Annotated in this window: 19 protein-coding genes; 15 read left to right on the top strand and 4 right to left on the bottom strand. The window is 41.8% G+C overall.

The window, feature by feature from the left end; translation table 11 throughout:
* Positions 1-19: 19 nt before the first annotated feature.
* The gene (locus tag PHU20_RS00670) at positions 20-1,198 is read right to left on the bottom strand and encodes a trans-sulfuration enzyme family protein (protein ID WP_274823405.1); all 1,179 of its coding nucleotides are present in this window, start codon (positions 1,196-1,198) and stop codon (positions 20-22) included.
* A gap of 296 nt (positions 1,199-1,494) precedes the next feature.
* Between PHU20_RS00670 and PHU20_RS00665 the strand changes: the two genes are divergently transcribed.
* Complete coding sequence (locus PHU20_RS00665) at positions 1,495-2,085, top strand: DUF4405 domain-containing protein (RefSeq protein ID WP_274823404.1); 591 nt, start codon at positions 1,495-1,497, stop codon at positions 2,083-2,085.
* A gap of 48 nt (positions 2,086-2,133) precedes the next feature.
* Here the strand turns inward: PHU20_RS00665 and PHU20_RS00660 are convergent, their stop codons facing one another.
* The gene (locus tag PHU20_RS00660; RefSeq protein WP_274823403.1) at positions 2,134-5,313 is read right to left on the bottom strand and encodes a cytochrome c biogenesis protein; all 3,180 of its coding nucleotides are present in this window, start codon (positions 5,311-5,313) and stop codon (positions 2,134-2,136) included.
* A gap of 212 nt (positions 5,314-5,525) precedes the next feature.
* Here PHU20_RS00660 and PHU20_RS00655 point away from each other — a divergent pair, with 212 nt between their 5' ends.
* From PHU20_RS00655 to PHU20_RS00625, 7 genes are all read left to right on the top strand, one after another.
* Complete coding sequence (locus PHU20_RS00655) at positions 5,526-6,290, top strand: Rossmann-like and DUF2520 domain-containing protein (protein WP_274823402.1); 765 nt, start codon at positions 5,526-5,528, stop codon at positions 6,288-6,290.
* Positions 6,274-6,801 (top strand): KdsC family phosphatase, encoded by a 528-nt coding sequence (locus PHU20_RS00650; protein ID WP_274823401.1) that lies wholly within the window; start codon positions 6,274-6,276, stop codon positions 6,799-6,801. Before PHU20_RS00655 ends, PHU20_RS00650 begins: the two co-directional genes overlap by 17 nt.
* Before the next feature lie 3 nt (positions 6,802-6,804).
* Complete coding sequence (locus tag PHU20_RS00645; RefSeq protein ID WP_274823400.1) at positions 6,805-7,392, top strand: Maf family nucleotide pyrophosphatase; 588 nt, start codon at positions 6,805-6,807, stop codon at positions 7,390-7,392.
* A 34-nt stretch (positions 7,393-7,426) separates the two neighbouring features.
* Positions 7,427-8,371, top strand: coding sequence for a septum formation inhibitor Maf (locus PHU20_RS00640; protein WP_274823399.1), 945 nt, complete (start codon positions 7,427-7,429; stop codon positions 8,369-8,371).
* 1 nt (position 8,372) lies between these two features.
* A complete protein-coding gene (locus PHU20_RS00635) occupies positions 8,373-8,906 on the top strand; it encodes a mechanosensitive ion channel domain-containing protein (protein ID WP_274823398.1) in 534 nt (177 codons plus the stop codon).
* An 83-nt stretch (positions 8,907-8,989) separates the two neighbouring features.
* Positions 8,990-11,524 carry a PIG-L family deacetylase gene (locus tag PHU20_RS00630; RefSeq protein ID WP_274823397.1) on the top strand — a complete coding sequence of 845 codons (2,535 nt, stop codon included), beginning with the start codon at positions 8,990-8,992 and terminating at the stop codon, positions 11,522-11,524.
* A gap of 105 nt (positions 11,525-11,629) precedes the next feature.
* On the top strand, positions 11,630-13,366 hold the full coding sequence (locus tag PHU20_RS00625) for a sodium:solute symporter family protein (protein WP_274823396.1): 1,737 nt from the start codon (positions 11,630-11,632) through the stop codon (positions 13,364-13,366).
* Between the two features lie 252 nt (positions 13,367-13,618).
* Here PHU20_RS00625 and PHU20_RS00620 read toward each other — a convergent pair whose 3' ends face one another.
* Together PHU20_RS00620 and PHU20_RS00615 are read right to left on the bottom strand one after the other, a co-directional pair.
* Positions 13,619-14,464 (bottom strand): DUF2911 domain-containing protein, encoded by an 846-nt coding sequence (locus PHU20_RS00620; RefSeq protein WP_274823395.1) that lies wholly within the window; start codon positions 14,462-14,464, stop codon positions 13,619-13,621.
* An 89-nt stretch (positions 14,465-14,553) separates the two neighbouring features.
* Positions 14,554-15,711, bottom strand: a complete 1,158-nt coding sequence (locus PHU20_RS00615; RefSeq protein WP_274823394.1) for a hypothetical protein — start codon at positions 15,709-15,711, stop codon at positions 14,554-14,556.
* 96 nt (positions 15,712-15,807) lie between these two features.
* Here PHU20_RS00615 and PHU20_RS00610 point away from each other — a divergent pair, with 96 nt between their 5' ends.
* The 7 genes from PHU20_RS00610 to PHU20_RS00580 all read left to right on the top strand — a co-directional run.
* The gene (locus PHU20_RS00610; RefSeq protein WP_274823393.1) at positions 15,808-16,302 is read left to right on the top strand and encodes an SRPBCC family protein; all 495 of its coding nucleotides are present in this window, start codon (positions 15,808-15,810) and stop codon (positions 16,300-16,302) included.
* Position 16,303: 1 nt separating this feature from the next.
* Positions 16,304-16,993: an SDR family NAD(P)-dependent oxidoreductase gene (locus PHU20_RS00605; protein WP_274823392.1), complete on the top strand. Its 690-nt coding sequence runs from the start codon at positions 16,304-16,306 to the stop codon at positions 16,991-16,993.
* A gap of 4 nt (positions 16,994-16,997) precedes the next feature.
* Positions 16,998-18,305, top strand: a complete 1,308-nt coding sequence (locus PHU20_RS00600) for a cryptochrome/photolyase family protein (protein ID WP_274823391.1) — start codon at positions 16,998-17,000, stop codon at positions 18,303-18,305.
* A gap of 34 nt (positions 18,306-18,339) precedes the next feature.
* Positions 18,340-18,771 carry a (4Fe-4S)-binding protein gene (locus tag PHU20_RS00595; protein ID WP_274823390.1) on the top strand — a complete coding sequence of 144 codons (432 nt, stop codon included), beginning with the start codon at positions 18,340-18,342 and terminating at the stop codon, positions 18,769-18,771.
* Between the two features lie 6 nt (positions 18,772-18,777).
* Positions 18,778-19,461: a lysoplasmalogenase gene (locus PHU20_RS00590; RefSeq protein WP_274823389.1), complete on the top strand. Its 684-nt coding sequence runs from the start codon at positions 18,778-18,780 to the stop codon at positions 19,459-19,461.
* A 193-nt stretch (positions 19,462-19,654) separates the two neighbouring features.
* The gene (locus tag PHU20_RS00585; RefSeq protein ID WP_274823388.1) at positions 19,655-19,903 is read left to right on the top strand and encodes a hypothetical protein; all 249 of its coding nucleotides are present in this window, start codon (positions 19,655-19,657) and stop codon (positions 19,901-19,903) included.
* 47 nt (positions 19,904-19,950) lie between these two features.
* Positions 19,951-20,510, top strand: a 560-nt coding sequence (locus tag PHU20_RS00580; protein WP_274823387.1) for an outer membrane protein assembly factor BamB family protein, incomplete at its 3' end; no start/stop codon positions are given.

The raw sequence follows: 20,510 nt of genomic DNA, 5'->3' as shown, positions 1-20,510 counted from the left end.
GCGTGTTTAAAAACGGGAATTATACGATCGGGTTTGTATTTAAACCCATCTTTTCCACACTGATTTTCTTTAGGGCCTGTTCTATATCCGCCATTAAATCCTCAGGCTCTTCTATCCCTACCGAAAATCGAATCAGTCCGTCGGTTATTCCTTGGTTCAATCGTTCTTCAGGACCTATTAGGGCATGGGAGGTCTGAGCTGGGGAAAGTACGGTGCTTTCAACACCTGCCAAACTCATCGATGGTTTTATAAGCTCCAATGCCTTTTGAAATTGTGATGCGTCATATTTTGGATTCAATTCAAAAGAGAGCATTCCGCCAAATCCCCGCATCTGGGTTTTGGCCAGGTCGTGATCGGGATGGTTCGGCAATCCGGGATAATAAACCTTGTCTATTTCGGAATGTGCGTCAAGGAATTCAGCCATGGCTTGTGCATTGCCATTCTGGGCCCTGACCCGAATACCCATGGTCTTTATGCTTCTTTCCAAAAGCCACACCGTAAAATCACTCAAACTTCCTCCAAGATTTTTCCCTAATTGAAAGATCCTGTCCATATATTCATGGGTAGAAGCAACCGCACCGGCACATATATCCGAATGCCCGCCCATATATTTAGTGGCACTATGAATGATGATATCGATGCCGAAATCAATCGGGTTTTGATTTACGGGACTGGCAAAGGTATTGTCGATCATGGAAACCAAACCATGTTTTTGGGCAATGCCTGCGATGGCAGAAATATCCGTGATGGTCAATAATGGGTTCGAAGGTGTCTCTACAAAGATCACTTTGGTATTCTTCTTTATTTTCGCCTCAAAATCCTCAGGGTCCAGACCTTCGGTAAACGAATATTCGATACCGTACTTAGAAAATTCCTCACTCACGAAATTGTAGGTCCCCCCATATAAGGTTTTTTGGAGTACTATGTGATCACCAGTTTTCAGAAAGGCCAGTAAGGCCGTACTGATTGCAGCCATACCGCTGCCGAATATCATTGCTGCCTCAGCATGTTCCAATGCGGCTATTTTTTGTGACAAGGCCACTTGGTTCGGGGTATTGAAATATCTTGGGTAACGCTTTACCTCCACATCTTCAAAGGCATAGGAGGTACTCATATATAAAGGCGAAACCGCCCCTTTGAACTGTTCATCATGTATTTCGCCCTCATGGGTGCAAATGGTATTCAATCCTTTCTTCATGGCGTTGGTTTTTCATCTTTTTAAGGAAGGCTTAAAGTTATGAATTTCTTTTGGTAGGCACCTAATTATTCAACAATGTTGTGGAGTGTATAAAGAGGATATAATACCAAGGAGTTCGTGATTGTGGAATGGGTAAGTTAAAGTTACTTTCCCCATGATCATTATCATGTCCTTCTTTTATTTAAGATCTTAATTTTGATAAGTATAGGTTACAAAATGGGAAGGATTTTTTCATTGGACCCACGGTGTTCCCTATTTTGGATTTTCATTAAACCATTAACCATATTCATTTTGAAATGAAGACGCCCACAAAAAATTATCTCATAGATCTCGTAGCTTTTATTTGTTTTGTTTTACTGGTTTCTACTGGCATTATCCTCTATTACAACCTTCCCAAAGGAAGTGGTCACGGGAATACCATTTGGAGCTTGGACCGGCATGAATGGGGTACTATCCATTTCTGGATAGCGGTATTGTTTTTACTGGTTTTAGCCTTTCATTTGATTCTTCATTGGCGATGGATCGTTAGCCTTACCAAAGGGAAAAAGTCGCAGGATACCGGCAAAAGGGTCGCTCTGGGATGGGTTGGTTTATTTGCGCTTTTGGCACTGGCCATTGCTCCGATCATTTCCCCGGTCGAAAGTTCTGCAGCGAATGGATCGAACAAGTTTGAAAAGGTTTCCCCTACGATGGATAGTAGTGCTATTCGGGGTTCAATGACGTTCAATGATATAGGTGATGAATTGAAAGTACCCGTATCCTATCTCATCCAAAGGTTGCATTTACCCCAAGATGTGCCGAAAGACATACCATTGAAAAATCTCAAAACCGAGTATAATTTCAGTATGGAAGACGTACGCAGCGCATTTGATGATTACAAGCCTTGAGCATTTACCAAGGGAATTATCGGTCGTTGGTTCCTGTGGGGGATAGCCTTATTTTTTACCATAGTTTACATGGTACCTCCAATAACTAACAGCTCCCAAAACCAGTACCCCGAATACGGTATACCAAATAAAAACAGGGGTTATCACTTGGGCTCCACTGGCATAACTATGTAAGCCCACCAGATAGAAATTAACCCCAAAATAAGTCATCATTATACTGCCAAAGGCAATTACACTCAGAAAATTGAACAACCATCTTCCCCGCATTCCCGGCACCAGACGGGCATGGATGACAAAGGCATAGACCATTATGGATATCAAGGCCCAAGTCTCTTTGGGGTCCCAACCCCAATAACGACCCCAACTCTCATTGGCCCATTGTCCCCCAAGGAAATTTCCGATGGTAAGCATTACCAAACCGACCATCAAGGCCAATTCGTTGATGATGGTCAACTCCTTAAGACTGAGTTGCATGCGCTTTTTATTCTTTTTGTTGGTCAGGATGATCAAAATAAGGGAAACCACACCCAAAATCATACCTACGGTCAAAGGACCATAGCTACCTACGATTACCGCAACATGGATCATTAACCAATAACTATCGAGTACAGGGACCAGATTTGCTATGGAGGGGTCAACCCAACTTTGGTGTGCGATCCACAATAACATGGCCGTTACAAAGGCCGAGGCGGCGATGGTCATATCACTTTTTCGACCTAACAGCAACCCCATACCCATGGTGGCCCAAGAGACATAGAGAATACTTTCATAGGCATCACTCCATGGGGCGTGGCCTGAAATATACCAACGCAGCACCAAGCCGGCCGTATGCCATAAAAAGAGGATAATAATGGTCCCTTTAAAGAAATAGGTACCGATGCGCCATAGTCCCCTATCCTTGAAAATTTGGAATATCAATACAAAGAACATCAAGATACCTACCAGGGCATAGACCTTATACAGGTGGTTGAAGATATTCAGTTTATTGTAAATCACCTCGGTATTGATCTTGGTTTCAGTGGGTAAAACCTCCGAACCATGGTTGACTTGGTTTTGTTTAAATGCCCCCAATAATTTATCGGCCTCTGAATAATTTCCGGTTTCCTTGGCCTTGTTCAAGGACATTAGGTAGTAGGGCAAGGCATTTTTAATGAAATTCGAATAGAGGGAATCGGCTACGGGATATTGTCCGCCCCGATACTCAATTGCGGACACCCATTTGTTGTTCTCGTCGTTTAGCAGGGGAAAGATCTTCAGTATCTGTCCGCTCAATGCCTGGTCCAAAAGGCTCAATCGTATATTGGCATCCTTAAAATCCTGCTCAAATTTGTTCGGATTGTTCGTAGCGGTAGCTTCCCTCAAATAGGGTTCCAATTTATATTGGCCTTTTTCATCAAAGAAATCGAGTGCTTTTACATATTTCTGTCCTTCCGGTACCCCGATGATCTTCCGGATACTATCATTTTGGGATTTTTTGTCCAACGCCATGAATTCAACGTTATACCATAAGGCCGGATTCATCATCATCGAAAGGAAAACCTGATCGGAGTTCATACCCCGGTACTTGTCTTTCAAGCTTAATTTTCGCAGCAATTCCGAAGAAAACGTATTGATGGGCTTCATTCGCCCCCCTTCATCCTGTACCACTAATTTCCCAAAGTGTTCGGCATGATCGGCATCGACGATATTGGCCGCTAAAATAGAATCTATCTGTTGTTGGGTCGGAGCTTTGGTGTGATCGTGGCCATCATCATCGGTATGGTCTTGACCCATAGTGTTCAATGCGATACCAAAAATCAAAAGTAGCGATAAAGCGGCCTTCTTGGCCTTTAATTTATCCAATGATTCCGCCAAATCCTTAAAACGGGTCTTTCCAAAGAACATAATTCCCATTAGTCCAGCATACAAGAGGAAATAACCGATATAGGTTATCCAAGTTCCCCAAAAGTCATGGTTTACGGATAGGGTCGTACCCCGTTCGTCTGGGTCGAAACCGGATTGAAAGAAACGATATCCTTTATGATCCAAGATATGGTTCATATAAATGTCATAATCAAAGGACCGTTCATCCTCTACGGTGACTTTACTCATAAAGGAAGCGTAACCCCGTTCGGTTCCCGGATATTTCTCTGCGATAAAATCATTCAGTTTAATGTGGAAGGGAAGTTCATAAACCTTGGATCCATAGGCCATTGAAAAATCCAATCCCCCAACGGTTATCTTATCGGAAAAATTCGAAGTTCCCCTACCTCCCAATATTTTATGTTGTTCCGTCTCCCCATTGGTACTTATTTCAACGACCAATGCATCTTGGCTCATAGGGGTGACTTCCGCTTCCGGGATTTTTACGATATCATATTTTCCCTTTATCAAAGGTTCCGGAATGACGAATTGCATACCGGCCGTTGTGTATAAGGAACGAAGTTGAAGGGGTTGAAGGCTATCTTTCAACAATACCCCTTGGGATTGATCCGCCATTCGCATAAAATTGCCTTCAAATGGGGATTTAATCCGATACGTGCTGTCATTGGCGAATATATTGATGGCCCCTGGGGTCTCTTTGTTCAAGGAGACCAAAATGTTATGGATACTGGCCACTTGGCCACTCTCCAAAAAATGTTCATGACGCTGTCCGTCCCCAGCTTCAACGATATTAAGGTATTCCTTCCCATTTTCATCATGTACAAGGCCTTTTTCGGCACCTTTGATGAAATCGACATACGAAATGGTAAGGGGCTGCCCGTTGAAATCGTTGTTCCAAGGCAGGTTGGACTTTAAGGCTTCAGGTGTGACGATCAGGTCGTCTTCCAGTGTTTTCCTTCTCGGGTTTCCATCGATCTCCCCATCTATACGCACCGTTAGGAAAGTTTTATCGGAATAGAAAACATTTTCCGAATTCCCTTCACGAATGGGCATCATACCCTCAAAACTGATATATCTTGTAACGAAAGCGCCGAGAATGATCAAGATCCATGAAAGATGCAGGGTCAAAACAGGCCATTTCTCCTTTCTTAATAATCGGTATTTACCTATGTTACCTATAAAATTGATTACAAAGAAGACCATAATCAACTCAAACCATGTGGTGTTATAAATCCAAATTCTTGCGGTTTCCGTGCTGTACCAGCTTTCAATAAAGGTACCAAAGGCCATTGCCGTAGCAAAAACAATAAACAATACCGCCATTAAACGGGTCGAGAAGAATACTTTCTTGAACAGATCTTTCATAAGCGCATCATACCTAATTATCCACAGTGGGCAAAAATAAGATAATTTAATTTCAATATAGGCCATTTAACAACCCCATCTTTTATTAGTTGCCTTGCTAATTTGCAGGCGTATGATCATGGGGGGCACTTAGGTTTTTGAAAGATCACCAATTAATTTCGATACTTTTAAAAATGCTTCAACAAGAATAATTATATCACTATTTTCGCAATATGATCAACGTTGTAATCCTTGGGACGGGTAATGTGGCCAAACATCTATTTGATGCGTTCATGGCCCAAAAGGGGGTCAAAGTGGTTCAGGTCTATGGCCGTAACGAAAAGGGCTTAAGCGTTTTTGGCCAAGGGACACCCACTACTTCGGATATTTCGGCAATTGCCAATGCCGATATATATATCTTGGCCATAAGTGATGATGCCATTGCTAAGGTATCTACACTTTTGGATTTGCAACAGGGACTCGTGGTGCATACCTCCGGGAGTATTCCGATGAAAGCATTACCGAAAAAGTACAGCCGTGGAGTCTTCTATCCCCTACAATCCTTTACTTATGGCAGAAAGGTTGATTTTAAGGAAATTCCGATTTGTATTGAAGCGGAGACGGAAGCCGATTATGAACTTTTGGGAAGATTGGCCTCGAGCCTATCCGACCAGGTGGTCATTATGAACTCAAAACAAAGAAAAGCACTGCATTTGGCAGCGGTTATGGCAAACAATTTCTCCAATCACATGTATCATCTGGCACATGAATTTTGTGATCAGAATGGTGTTTCGTTTAAATTGTTGCATCCTTTGATCCAGGAAACCGCGAACAAAATACAGGATGTAACCCCTTATGATGCGCAAACGGGTCCTGCCCGTCGAAATGATAAAGGAACCCTTAAAAAGCAGCGGTCACGTTTAAAAAGTAAAAATCAAAAGAGATTATATAAGTTATTGAGTAAATCAATTGCAAAAACATATGGAAAAAAGTTATAAGCAGATTTTAAAGGATATTACCACTTTCGTTTTCGATGTTGATGGGGTTTTTACCGACGGTTCCGTTTTAGTGACCACCCAAGGCGAACTTTTGCGTAGGATGAGTGTAAAGGATGGCTTTGCCGTTAAAACGGCCATCAAAAAGGGGTATAACGTATGTATTATTACCGGAGGGACCAATGAAGGGGTAAAATCCAGATTGAAAGGCTTGGGGGTAACGACATTTTATATGGGAGCGCACAACAAGGCCGAACCCTTGGACGAATATATGGAGGTGTATAACATAGCTCCTGAAAATATACTGTATATGGGGGATGATTTACCCGATATCGCCCCATTGCAAATGATCGCCTTGCCAACCTGTCCACAAAATGCCGTTCAAGAGGTAAAGTCGGTTTGTAAATATATTTCCCATAAAAATGGTGGGGATGGTTGTGTTCGGGATGTGGTCGAACAAGTCCTGAAAGTACGGGGCGATTGGTTTGAGGATGTATCTGAAGCACAGGCCTAAGCGATGTGGAAGGATAAACTGGAAGGGTATAAAATTATTTTGGCGTCAGGTTCCCCGAGAAGAAAACAATTTTTTCAGGAAATGGGGCTTGAATTCGAAGTACGCCTTAAAGCCGTTGAAGAAGTCTACCCCAAAATGTTGAAAGGAGGCGAAATATCCGATTATTTGGCACAATTAAAGGCTACTGCCTTAAAAGAGAGCCTTATAGATCATGAGATATTGATCACCTCGGATACGGTGGTTTGGTATAAGGGGAGATCTTTGGCAAAACCTGCCGATAAGGAAGAGGCTTTTGCCATGTTAAAGGCGTTATCAAACGATTGGCACGACGTGATCACATCGGTATGTTTTACCACAACTACCACCCAAAAAACCGTGAACCATACGACCAAGGTCAAATTCAAGAAACTGACCACCGGTGAAATCGATTTTTATATTGAAAACTATCGACCGTATGATAAAGCCGGGGGGTATGGCATACAGGAATGGATCGGACTTATAGGAATAGAGGAAATACAAGGTTCTTACACCAATGTCGTTGGACTGCCTACCCAATTAGTTTATAAAACGTTAATGGATATGGTCGATTAAACCACTTTAAGTAGTTTTGCCGAAAAATAACGCTATGAAAATATGGTTACGACAGGTAATGGCGGTCATTGTATTCGCAATGATCATTGGGACATTTGGATCTTGTAAGGACAAGAAAGCCGATTCCGAGGTACTTGCTGCAACTATTGAAGTCGAAAAACGCACGCCCGAAAAACCTTTGTCCAACGAATTCAAGTCGTATTGGTATGCCGGTAACGCCGAGTTGACTTCTTATGCTTTGGAGGAGGTGCGATATGGAGAGGTACGTGAGGGAAAAGCCGTATTGATCTATGTTACAGAGCCTTTTGTAGCGGATAAACAGGTGAAATCCGATACCTACGATCCCAATAATATTCCCGTTTTAAAACTTAATACGACCAAGAAATACCTAACGGGCATTTACCCCTACTCTATTATGAGTAGTAGTTTTTACCCGGTTCATGATGATCAACATGCGCTAAAGGTTACTTTTTCTGCCCAAGAATGGTGCGGACATGTTTTTACCCAATTGAACAATAGGAAAAAATTCGAGGTGTCTTCCTACTCCTATTTTGAACGTGAAGGAGATCAAAACATAATGCTTGATAAGGAGGTTTTGGAGAACGGGATTTGGAATAAAATCAGGATTGCCCCTTCCGATTTACCGCTTGGTGATTTTAAGATGATCCCCTCCTTGGAATATCTTAGGATGTCCCATTCCGACCTAAAAGCGTATACCGTAAAGGCTACCTTAACTACAAATGACGAAATAGCTACCTATACCATAGCGTATCCCGATTTGGGAAGGACCCTCGAAATCGAATTTACGGCTACTTTCCCTCATTCGATAGAAAGTTGGACCGATACCCAAACAAGTGGTCAAGGGCCATCGTCTAAAAAGGTCGTTTCCAGGGCCTCGAAAATCAAAACCTTAAAAACCCCCTATTGGCAGCAAAATGGAAATATCCATTTATCTTTGCGGGATACTTTAGGACTGTAGCATGGAAGAATTCATATTTAACAACCAACAAGAAATCCTGGCTACGGCCATATTGGTCGTTTTGATCCTTGTTCTGAAATTCGTGAGTACAAAGGCCATACGAAGGATCGGGAGGATCAGCGACCTGAACCAGGCACGGACCCGCTTGATCATTAAGTACATGAGCATCGGCCTTTTTGCCATTGGATTTGGGGTGTTTATTTTTATATGGGGTGTAAATTTTAAGGAAATCGGCTTATTGATATCTTCGGTTTTCGCCGTTATCGGTGTGGCCATGTTCGCTTCCTGGTCTATTTTGAGCAATGTCACTGCCGGAATCATCCTATTTTTCTCTTTCCCTTTCAAAATAGGAGATCGCATAAGGATATTGGATGGTGATTTTCCGGAAGAAGCCGATATTCTCGACATTAAGGCCTTTCATGTCTATTTAAGAAAGGACAACGGGGAACTGGTAACCTATCCCAATAACCTTTTATTGCAAAAAGGGGTGGCCTTGATAGCGAAGAACACCATATCGGACGATGATACCCTTTAATGGGTGATCTTGTTAAAGAAAATCTAAAAGTTGCCTGTAGGTAGCATAACTTTATATCTTTGGGCACCAACTAAAACTAGAACATGCGAAAGATATTGGTATCCTTCATAGGAATCTTCTTTATATGTAACACCTCCCTTGCGCAAGCTACCAAGAAAAATTCATCATCAAATATTTACCATGCAATTGAAAAACTGAATTTTTTAGGTTCGGCTTTATACATTGCAGCACATCCCGATGATGAAAATACACGGTTGATCTCCTATCTCTCCAACGAAGTTAAGGCAAGGACCGCTTATTTGTCCCTTACCCGTGGTGATGGGGGGCAAAATCTTATCGGGCCCGAATTAAGGGAGCTTTTAGGGGTATTACGAACACAGGAACTTTTAGGTGCGCGACGCATAGATGGTGGGGAACAATTTTTTTCCCGTGCGGTCGACTTTGGATATTCAAAACATCCGAACGAGACCTTGAAAATATGGAACAAGGATACCGTTTTGAGCGATGTGGTCAGGATGATCCGTAAGTTTAAACCTGATGTGATCATCAATAGGTTCGACCATAGATCCCCGGGAACTACCCATGGGCACCATACCTCTTCGGCCATGCTCAGTGTTGAGGCGTTTGACCTTGCGGGCGATCCAAAGGTCTTTCCAAATCAATTGAATGAACTAAAGGTATGGCAGCCTAAGCGGTTGTTTTATAATACATCATGGTGGTTTTACGGTAGTGAGGATAAATTCAAGGCTGCTGATAAATCGAACATGCTCGGGTTCGATATTGGCGTATATTATCCCGTTTTAGGGGTATCCAACAATGAAATTGCGTCCCTAGCCAGTAGCCAACACAGATGCCAAGGATTTGGTAGGTTGAATACACGGGGAAGCCAGATGGAATATGTCGAATTATTGAAGGGGGACTTACCGGGGGACAAAAACAATATTTTCGATGGTGTGGACACCACTTGGTCCCGAGTTGAAGGAGGAAAGGCCATTGGCGATATCCTATACGCCATTGAACAAAACTTTGATTTTAAAGACCCCTCGGTCCATATCCATGATTTATTAAAGGCCTATGCACTGATTCAAAAAATACCGGACTCACACTGGAGGGATTTAAAATCCAAGGAGTTGAAAGAAATCATAGGGGCCATTACCGGACTGTATATGGAGGCATCCGCAACTGATCCCATGGCCAATCCGGGAAGTTCGACCGATATTAATATTGAGGTATTGAACCGAAGCCAAGTGGATATAAAACTTAAATCGGTTTCCATTGGGGAAACTATGGCCAAGGAAAAAGATGTAGTACTTTCGAATAATGAAAAAATAGAGCTGGTCCTCCCTTTAAGAATCCCTGAAAACCAACCATATACCAGTCCCTATTGGTTAAATAAGAAAGGAACATTGGGAATGTATACCGTTGAAGCCCCTGAATTGATCGGGAATCCTGAAACGCCACCGGCATTCCAAGCGGTTTTCAATATGGAAATCGAAGGTATTCCGATTACCTTCAATAAAGCCGTGATCCATAGGTATGCCCAACCCGATCATGGGGAGCTTTATCGTCCCCTCGATATATTGCCCGAGGCTACGGCAAGTTTTCAAGATAAGGTCATGATCTTTGCCGATGGCACTTCAAAGAAAGTCCCTGTGACCATTACGGCACATCAAGATAATATTAAAGGGGAAGTGGTGCTATCTTTTTCCAAGGGATGGAAGGTTGACCAAGAAAGCAAATCATTTGAAATCGCGAACAAAGGGGACGAACAGATCGTAATTTTTGAATTGACCCCTCCTGAGGATGAAGACGAAAGTCTTATCTCCCCTATTATTAAGATCAACGGAAAGGAAATAACCAAGGAATTGGTCACCATTGCTTATGAACATATCCCCACGCAATCGGTTTTGTTGCCCTCCGAAGCAAAGGTAGTCCGTTTGAACATCCAAAAAGTAGGGGAACATATTGGTTATATTGCAGGTGCAGGCGATGAAATCCCTGAAAGCCTGGAGCAAATCGGATACCAAGTGCACGTCATAGACCCAAATGCGATAACTACTGAAAATTTGGACAAGTATGGTGCGATTGTTGTGGGTATTCGCGCGTATAATGTAGTAGACGAATTGAAGTTCAAACAAAAATATCTTTTTGACTATGTCTCCAAGGGCGGAAACTTGGTGCTGCAGTACAATACTGCGGGTAGATGGGATAAAAAGTATGCGGATATTGCCCCATTTCCCTTAAAGTTGTCAAGGGATCGGGTTACCGATGAAAATTCCAAAGTTGATATTATCGCAAAAGACCATGAATTGGTCAATTATCCGAATAAGATAACAAGTAAGGATTTTGAAGGTTGGGTACAGGAAAGGGGATTATATTTCCCCAATGAATGGGATTCCCGTTTTACCCCCATACTTTCAATGAACGATGAAGGGGAAACGGCAAAAAAGGGCAGTCTTTTGATTGCACCCTACGGAAAAGGGAATTACATTTATACCGGACTAAGTTTTTTCAGGGAATTACCGGCAGGTGTCCCAGGGGCATATAAACTTTTTGCGAATATGTTATCGGTAGGAAAGACGAATGTTGAACAAAACAAACCCAAAATAAAGGATTGATCATGCGCAACCGCCTCATTTGGAAAAAAGAATATACACTGGTTTTGATTTTGAATATCATCTATATATTGATTTTCAATTACCTAATGACGGCTTTTATGTAATATGGGGACAATAGATTGGATCATTCTTTCGGGCACACTTTTATTCATCGTAGCATATGGTGTTTGGAAGACCCGTGGTAGTAAGGATGTTACGGATTATATCAAAGGTGGTGGGCAATCGAAATGGTGGACCATAGGCCTATCGGTAATGGCCACCCAGGCAAGTGCGATCACTTTTCTTTCCACTCCTGGGCAAGCCTTCCATGACGGAATGGGCTTTGTACAATTCTATTTTGGACTGCCATTGGCCATGATCATCATTTGCCTTGTTTTTGTTCCGATTTACCATAAATTAAAGGTTTATACGGCTTATGAATTCTTGGAAAATCGCTTTGACCTGAAAACAAGGTCATTGGCGGCCATCCTTTTTTTGATTCAGCGCGGTTTGGCAGCTGGGATAACCATTTTTGCCCCTTCTATCATTCTATCTGCGGTACTTGGTTGGGATCTGAGAACCTTGAACATCATCATCGGTACTTTAGTGATCATTTATACGGTATCTGGGGGAACCAAGGCGGTGAGTGTAACCCAGAAACAGCAGATGTTCATTATTTTTACGGGGATGTTCATGGCTTTCTTCTTTATATTGGGATACTTACCTAACGATATAGGGTTGGGAAAGGCCTTAAAGATTGCCGGCGCCAGTGATAAACTGAATATCCTCGATTTTAGCCTGAACACAAAAAGTAGATATACGTTTTGGAGCGGACTGACCGGTGGTTTGTTTTTGGCCCTTGCCTATTTCGGAACCGATCAAAGTCAGGTTCAGCGATACCTGTCGGGAAAAACGGTCAGGGAAAGTCAATTGGGGCTTATCTTTAATGGGATCTTTAAGATTCCCATGCAATTTTTCATCCTTCTGGTCGGGGTAATGGTCTTTGTTTTCTACCAATACAATCCTTCCCCCCTGAATTTTAATCCGGCGGCAACCAGTGGGGTCCTTAATTCTGAATATGCCGATGATTATAAGGTGTTGCAAAAGCGGCAAGTGGAACTGGAATCCGAAAAGGTGATCGCCCAGAATAAATTTGCCATAGCCCTTGATCTTAAGGAGTATACGGCCATTGAGGCTGCCAAAATGCAGATAATCGGAATCAATAAGAAAGATAGTATCAACAGGGTCAGTGCAAAGGCCTTGATTCATCTGGCAGACGATTCCATTGAAACAAACGATAAGGATTACGTATTCATACATTTTATATTGAACAATTTGCCTACGGGACTTATCGGCTTGTTGTTGGCGGTTATCCTTTCGGCGGCCATGTCTTCCACGGCTTCCGAACTGAACGCCTTAGGCACGATAACCGCGTTGGACCTTTATAAACGTAATAGATCCACAAGTAACCGTTCCGAAAAACATTATGTAAAGGTTTCCAAGGGTTTTACGCTTATGTGGGGGGTTATAGCCATTTTGATTGCCTGTATTGCACATCTTTTTGATAATTTGATTCAATTGGTGAACATTATCGGAAGTATTTTTTACGGTAATGTCCTAGGTATATTCCTTTTGGCTTTCTTCTTTAAATATGTAAAGGGTAATGCCGTTTTCATTGCCGCGATATTGACACAGATATTGATTTGTATTACCTATTACAACCTTATCCATATCTACCCTTCGGGCCAAGAAAAACTGAGCTATTTATGGTTGAACTTCATTGGGGCGGCATTGGTGATCATTTTTTCCTTTTTGTTCGAGGCATTTGATAGATTATTGAAGAATCCACCTATCAAATCCTAATCCGTAACGTTTAACAAACCCACCGATAATTGTTTAAGTAGTCCTAGTTTGATAAGGGGCTATCTATGGTAATACCTATGCCCGATCATTGGTTTTTCGCTCTTCGGATACTATCCAAAGTTCCATGGTAAAGTCCCGATATCAATGGTTTCGTTTGAAAATATATATGAAGTTGGTTTGATTTTCTTTTGAAGCATAAAAAAACCCTGATTTTTTGGTCAGGGTTTTAGTTGTATTTTAAGAAGGATCGTTTTACATCGCCCCCCACTCTTTTAAAGAGTCTTTGTTCATTTTAACGTAATCCGCATTTCCGGCAGCTTCAGCGGCTGCCAAAGATTTCTTGGCTGTCTCAATGGCCGCTTTTTTGTCCCCGGACTTGGCCTGGATCAAGGATTGTTGACGTAATTGCCAAAAAGCAGGCTCTTTGGTCATTGCCATGGCTTTGTCCATCCATTCCTTGGCTTTGTTGATGTCTTTTCCTGTTGACGCATAATAGACAGCGGCTGCATAATAATCACCCGCTCCAGGTCCGTTCATGACCTTATCGATATTCTTGGTCACTGTAGCATCAGTTGGTACTTCAAATTTGACACCGACATAGGTTTTCTCCCACATCATCCCCAATGTAGCTCCGTCATTCTTTAAATCATCTATGGTAATGGTGAACGTCTCAATATTATCGGGTATGCTAAATACCTCTGCAGTTGTTTTGGCCGCAACTTTACTCTCATCCCATTCCCCAGGAGTACCTCCACCTTGGTACTCAGTATAAAAATATACGTCCCATGCTTGGGCATTTGGTTTGGTGAAAATAGCATAAGAGCCAGCCTTTAATTCCTTGCCGTCAATGGTAACATCTTCACTAAAAGTGATTTTGGTTCTTGCATTGGCCCCTGTTCGCCATATTTTGTCAAACGGTACCAAGTCACCAAAAATAGTTCTTCCTCTCATGGAAGGTCTTGAATACTCTATGGTAACCTCCGTTAATCCGACCGTTTGCTTCAATGTTGAAAACGGACTCGGTTGTGGTGTTTCAATTTGCGCTTCCATAGAAAAGGAAGCCAAAACCACACATGCTAGTACAATTAATTTTTTCATCTTGCTGTTGAATTATAGTTTTATCAAAACTAAATATAAAGCCTTGTCACATTTGTTAATAAACTCTTAAATAATCGTATTCCATGTATTCAATAGGCCACAAAAGCCTTGGATAGTACCTTATCTTCCAAATAGAGCGTTAGGTAATATACCCCTGATTCAAAAGTGGTTAGGTCCAAATCGGTATTTTCAATATCGCGACCTAAAGTAAACCGTAACATCTTTCCGGATGTATCGAATATCGCTTGGGCCATTACCGTTTTATCGGATAAAAGCGCATACTGCAACTTCTCAGGGTCGTATGAACCATAAAGTACCAACCGATCTTCATCGTTTTGTCCCCCCTCATCTTCCCCTTCGGGAATTTCATCGGTTTCTCCAGATCCTTCTTGAAATTGAAGGGCATAAAGCATGGGGTCCAGGGTAATGCCCAATGCTTCCCTTTCAAATCGTTCGGAACCTATAAAATAACGCAAGGGCCCTACCGATGTGATGGCTTCGGCCTGTGCAAAACCAATATCCAAGGAAATACGTTCCACATCATTTTCAAAAAATGACCCGTCGACAATATCTCGGCTTCTTAAAACAAATGGAGACAATAAATTGGTATAGGCGATCAACAAAAGGTCATTTTGGGATGCGTCATAGGTCGCACCAGTAACCAATCCGTATACGGCATAGGAAGCGACTTTTTTCGCAACATGGTTTCCCGCTTCCGTAGGGAGCGCATAAACGGTGGTACCTTGGGCGATCCATTCCTTGGTAAATACCAATAATTCATCTTGATAAACCGTTAGGGCCTCTGCATCCCAATCGCTTTCCCCGTTATCATCGAAATCTTGCTGGTCTTCATACCTGAAATTGATGATCTCCGCTGTTACTTCATTCCCTTGGTCAAAATCATTCTTTGCAATCTTATAAATAGCCAAATCTGTTCGTGTTCCGGTATAATTTCCAATATCCCCTATATAAATATGGGTAGCATCCTGGGTAAGGTCTTCCCAATCGATGTTCGAGGCATTTGAAACCGATACCCTCCGGGTAATTAGCATGGAAACGGTATCCAAGACATAAAGAACCGGTTCATTGCCCGAATCATTATGGGAGATCAGACTGCCATTATGGAAAATGTGCCCGGAATTCTCGGTCAGTTCCAAAGGCATCTGCCCTACTTCATGTACTTGGGTCTGTGCACTGGCAGTGTAAAGAACAAGGAGCGCTATGGTATGTAGTACGATCGATCTCATAGGGTAGCTTAGAATTTCAAGGTACGAAATAGAAATGAAATACCTATTTTCATATTGTTTAAACATTTAGTATATTTGTTAAACAACATATTCTTGATGAAATTATATCGATTACATTCCACCCAAGCATTGCCCATCACCCAGGAGCGCGCATGGGAATTTTTATCGGACCCGATGAACCTAGCGACCATTACCCCGGATCATATGGGGTTCCATATTCTGTCGGGCGCCGATAGATCCATGTTTCCAGGACAGATCATCCAATATAAAGTGATTCCCTTTCCGGGTTTCCCTACCCGATGGGTCACCGAAATTACCCATGTCATGCCCGGGGAGTATTTTGTTGATGAACAGCGCTTTGGCCCCTATGCCCTTTGGCACCATAAACATTTTATCAAGCCCATCCCCGAAGGGGTGTTCATGGAGGATATTATCGATATAAAGTTACCTTTTGGTATTTTAGGGCGTTTGGCTTTTCCATTGGTAAAGGTGCAATTGAACAAGATATTCAAATATCGCGAAGAGAAACTCATAGAGCGCTTTGGGCAGATCGATGGTCATTTAACGACGTTGAACATTAAAACCATATAAAATGAAAAATATATTATTGATCGGGGGGTCGCACGGAATTGGGCTTGCATTGGCCAAAAAACTGACGGAAAACAATACTGTTTTTATAGCCTCCCGAACATGGGAACCGACAGACCTTCCGGCGATATCCCATTTGAAGTTCGATGTGACCAAGGATACCCTTGACATGACGGAGCTACCGGATCATTTTGACGGTTTTGTATATTGCCCCGGAAGTATTAACCTAAAACCCTTTAAAATGTTAGGTTTGGAAACCTTTAAGGAAGACATGCAACTTAACTTTTTTGGTTTGGTCAACGTGGTTAAGGATATTATGCCGTTAATGTCGGAAGGATCGAGTATGGTTTTTTTCAGTACGGTTGCGGTTCGGACCGGAATGCCCTTTCATACGAGTATCGCTGCCGCAAAAGGGGCCATAGAAGGGTTTGCCAAATCGCTTGCAGCGGAATATGCCCCAAAAATCAGGGTGAATGTCATAGCCCCTTCCCTGGTCGACACCCCTTTGGCAGCCCGGCTCTTGAACAATGATAAGAAAAAGGAAATGATGGCCTTAAGGCACCCCCTAAAACGGGTAGGGAAAGTGGAGGACATGGCCAACATCGCACAATTCCTGCTCAGTGAGGATAGTTCTTGGATGACGGGGCAGGTAATCGGAGTTGACGGGGGCCTATCTACCTTAAATATACATTGATAAGATGAAAAAAGTAGTTCTTTTTTGGTTTAGGCGCGATTTACGTTTGTTGGATAACACAGGGCTTTCCAAGGCCCTTGGACAGTCATCCAAGGTACTTCCCATTTTTATTTTCGATTGGGAAATCTTGCATCAATTGCCCAAAAGGGATGCCAGGGTTTCATTTATCCATCAAAACCTTACCCGAATCAATGCCGAATTAAAACAGGAATACAATAGCTCAATAGCCATCTATTTTGGTCGGCCCCTCGAAATCTTCAAGAAATTGACAACGGATTTTAATCTTGAGGCCGTTTATACCAACCATGATTATGAGCCTTATGCGCTACAACGAGATAAACGCGTGAAAGAATTCCTTGATGATAAGGCCATCCCTTTTAAAACCTTTAAGGACCAAGTGATTTTTGAAAGGGATGAAATCGTTAAGGCTGATGGCAGTCCGTATGTGGTATATACCCCCTACAAAAACAAATGGAAGGAAAAATTCAATTCCGACCTCTTTTTAAAACAGTTGGAAGACAACGCTTTACGCGATAATTTCATCCAAAACCAAGAACTGCCTTTTCTTTCCCTATCGGAATTGGGGTTTGAAGCATCATCGATAAAAGTGCCAGACTATGTGATTTCCGATGATTTGATTGCCAATTATGAAGCTACAAGGAATTTTCCGGCCAAAACACCTGGAACTTCCAGGATCGGAGCGCACTTAAGGTTTGGCACTGTTTCCATTAGAAAGGTGTTGAAAAAAGCCATTGCCTCCAAAAACGAAGTGTTTTGGAACGAATTGATATGGCGGGAGTTCTTTATGCAGATCCTTTGGCACTTTCCCCATACGGTGAACAATGCCTTTAAACCCAAATATGATCGTATACGTTGGCGCAACAACGAGGAAGAGTTCGAAAAATGGAAAAATGGGCAAACCGGTTATCCCCTTGTCGATGCGGGAATGCGCGAACTGAATGCGACAGGGTACATGCACAATAGGGTACGTATGTTGGTTGCCAGTTTTCTCTGTAAACACCTATTGATCGATTGGCGTTGGGGAGAGGCGTATTTCGCTGAAAAGTTGTTGGACTTCGAATTGAGTTCCAATGTGGGCAATTGGCAATGGGCTGCCGGGAGTGGTGTGGATGCCGCCCCTTATTTCCGTATTTTCAATCCCACCACACAGATCGAAAAATTCGATAAAAAACACGTGTACATCAATCAATGGATCCCTGAACTACAGGAGCTGACCTACCCGACTAAAATGGTTGACCATAAAGAAGCCAGGGAACGTTGTTTAAAGGTTTACAAAGAAGCACTCGGATAATCCATTTTTAGTATATTTAAGGATAAAAGTTTCCATGGAAAAAGAAATCATAAAAGAATATACCAAGGGGGACATGACCATTATCTGGAAACCCAAAACCTGTATTCATTCCGGTGTATGCGTGCAGCAATTGCCCCAAGTCTACCACCCTGGGGAAAGACCTTGGATAAAGCATGAAAATGCGACCAAGAAACAACTGATGCAACAGATATCGGCCTGCCCTACCGGGGCTTTAAGTTATCGCATCGAAGGTAAATCAGAAGAAATCAAAATCAATAAAGATATGGCAACAGTAAAAATTAAACCGAACGGACCCTTATTGGTAGAAGGCCAAATTACCATTATCGATGCAGACGGCAACGAAGAGGTCAAGGAAAAAACGACTGCCTTTTGCCGTTGTGGTGCCTCTAACAACAAACCATTCTGCGACGGCACCCATAACAAGGTGGGTTGGAAAGACAGCTAAACACGCATGAGTAAGGCCAATCGCAAGCCTACCTATTTCCTGCCCATATTCACCCTCATCGTCCTAATCGATTTGTATGTGGGTAGTATTGGGGATGATGTCCTGCGTCATTTTACCAAACCTTTGATCCTATGCTCCCTATTGGTTTATTTTGCCATTAATGGGCGTCAACTAGGGAAGCCTACCTATGTGTTCATGTTGATGGCCCTCTTTTTTTCTTGGCTGGGTGATGCTTTTCTGATGTATGATGGTATTTCCCCGAAGTATTTCGTGGCCGGACTCCTTTCCTTTCTTCTGGCACATGTGGTATACGCCATCCTTTTCTTTAGAAAGCGGAATATCCCCTTTTCAAGAGCCTTTTGGTTGGTTTTAGGTCTGTTGGTCCTTTATGGGGGTTTTCTCTTCTTTCAGATACAAGCGGGACTTGGAGCCCTTAAAATTCCCGTTATCTTTTATGTAGCCGTTATTCTCTTTATGGCCTTAGCGGCCTTTGGAAGAAAAGGCAAGGTGCCGCAATACAGTTTTAACCTGGTTTTTTGGGGAGCATTGTTCTTTATTGCCTCCGATAGTATATTGGCGATCAATAAATTTTTAATCGATGTCCCCTACTCCCACCTATTGATCATGGGCACCTATGCCACGGCACAATATTTGATTACCCGAGGTGTGTTGGTTCAGGAAAACCCATAATCAGGTTTTTAAAGGGTTGTGACCTTATTGATTCAACAAAAATTAGATACATTTATTTACAATAGAACATTGATGATTACTGTTATATATCGTAGTTGATGGGGTATTGTTGTTATGCTGGTGTTAACTGGAGTATTGTAAAGAATGCTTAAAACATATCCTTAATCAACTATATAAATTGGGTGTATTAATTATGAAGCTGCAAAAAATTAAAGAAATTGAAAATGTATACTCTATTGTAAAAATAGATAACTCTTCTTTACTTGTTTCTTACAAGAAAGAAAAAGCGAGAATTTACAATAGCAATAATCTGGATTCGATAAAGAAAATAAATCAAAAATTGAATGTACTCGAAATATTTAAAAATAATGATACTGTTTATTTTATAGATGGCTGGGGCAAATTATTTATAAAAAAAATGAACATATTATTCCTTTTTTAGAGCATTATTGGTGTGTAGACTCAACAAAAATTATAAATCATCTAGTATTGAATATCGGAGATGTAGAAAATCAAACAAATAGTATTTACTCCTTGTCAAAAAAAGAGTTTTTATGGGAGTTGGAAAACATCTCAATTATAGTAATTAGTGACTATTGCTTTAGCAGGGAAAAAATAAATTTTAAAACGCATGATATAGAAACAGGAGAGGTTTTATGGAAAAAAACAATTACGGACGATTTTCAAGAGGCTAAAAACTATAAATTTTTTACCGTATACAACAAGGTGTTGGTACTAGCCGTAAATGACTCTATTCTGGCAGGGTACAATGTAGAAACAGGAGAACTGCTGTGGTCGGTTACTAAGACCAATAACAGAAATCTCTTAGTGGATATTGATGGCAAACTAAAAGGCGTTACCTCGACGGGCTATTTTGAAACAGAAATTGAGACCGGCATCCATCGTAGAATAGAGTTCGCACCATACGAAGCAATCAATGAACCTGGATGGTTCGATTCGCAGCGTGATACGTTTGTCATTATCGACAACCATATCATTACTACCGATTTTTTTAGTAACCGTATTGGGGCTTTTAATTTAGAAACGCT

The organism is Maribacter polysaccharolyticus (assembly GCF_028882255.1).
In the GTDB taxonomy this organism is placed as follows: Bacteria; Bacteroidota; Bacteroidia; order Flavobacteriales; family Flavobacteriaceae; genus Maribacter_A; species Maribacter_A polysaccharolyticus.
The sequence above is the reverse complement of the archived record's forward strand: the minus strand, read 5'-3'. Positions and strand labels throughout refer to the sequence as shown.

Bases quoted from the DNA above. Each gene is read 5' to 3' on its own strand.
- PHU20_RS00670 (WP_274823405.1), bottom strand. From the start codon at position 1,198: ATGAAGAAAGGATTGAATACCATTTGCACCCATGAGGGCGAAATACAT.
- PHU20_RS00665 (WP_274823404.1), top strand. From the start codon at position 1,495: ATGAAGACGCCCACAAAAAATTATCTCATAGATCTCGTAGCTTTTATT.
- PHU20_RS00660 (WP_274823403.1), bottom strand. From the start codon at position 5,313: ATGAAAGATCTGTTCAAGAAAGTATTCTTCTCGACCCGTTTAATGGCG.
- PHU20_RS00655 (WP_274823402.1), top strand. From the start codon at position 5,526: ATGATCAACGTTGTAATCCTTGGGACGGGTAATGTGGCCAAACATCTA.
- PHU20_RS00650 (WP_274823401.1), top strand. From the start codon at position 6,274: ATGGAAAAAAGTTATAAGCAGATTTTAAAGGATATTACCACTTTCGTT.
- PHU20_RS00645 (WP_274823400.1), top strand. From the start codon at position 6,805: ATGTGGAAGGATAAACTGGAAGGGTATAAAATTATTTTGGCGTCAGGT.
- PHU20_RS00640 (WP_274823399.1), top strand. From the start codon at position 7,427: ATGAAAATATGGTTACGACAGGTAATGGCGGTCATTGTATTCGCAATG.
- PHU20_RS00635 (WP_274823398.1), top strand. From the start codon at position 8,373: ATGGAAGAATTCATATTTAACAACCAACAAGAAATCCTGGCTACGGCC.
- PHU20_RS00630 (WP_274823397.1), top strand. From the start codon at position 8,990: ATGCGAAAGATATTGGTATCCTTCATAGGAATCTTCTTTATATGTAAC.
- PHU20_RS00625 (WP_274823396.1), top strand. From the start codon at position 11,630: ATGGGGACAATAGATTGGATCATTCTTTCGGGCACACTTTTATTCATC.
- PHU20_RS00620 (WP_274823395.1), bottom strand. From the start codon at position 14,464: ATGAAAAAATTAATTGTACTAGCATGTGTGGTTTTGGCTTCCTTTTCT.
- PHU20_RS00615 (WP_274823394.1), bottom strand. From the start codon at position 15,711: ATGAGATCGATCGTACTACATACCATAGCGCTCCTTGTTCTTTACACT.
- PHU20_RS00610 (WP_274823393.1), top strand. From the start codon at position 15,808: ATGAAATTATATCGATTACATTCCACCCAAGCATTGCCCATCACCCAG.
- PHU20_RS00605 (WP_274823392.1), top strand. From the start codon at position 16,304: ATGAAAAATATATTATTGATCGGGGGGTCGCACGGAATTGGGCTTGCA.
- PHU20_RS00600 (WP_274823391.1), top strand. From the start codon at position 16,998: ATGAAAAAAGTAGTTCTTTTTTGGTTTAGGCGCGATTTACGTTTGTTG.
- PHU20_RS00595 (WP_274823390.1), top strand. From the start codon at position 18,340: ATGGAAAAAGAAATCATAAAAGAATATACCAAGGGGGACATGACCATT.
- PHU20_RS00590 (WP_274823389.1), top strand. From the start codon at position 18,778: ATGAGTAAGGCCAATCGCAAGCCTACCTATTTCCTGCCCATATTCACC.
- PHU20_RS00585 (WP_274823388.1), top strand. From the start codon at position 19,655: ATGAAGCTGCAAAAAATTAAAGAAATTGAAAATGTATACTCTATTGTA.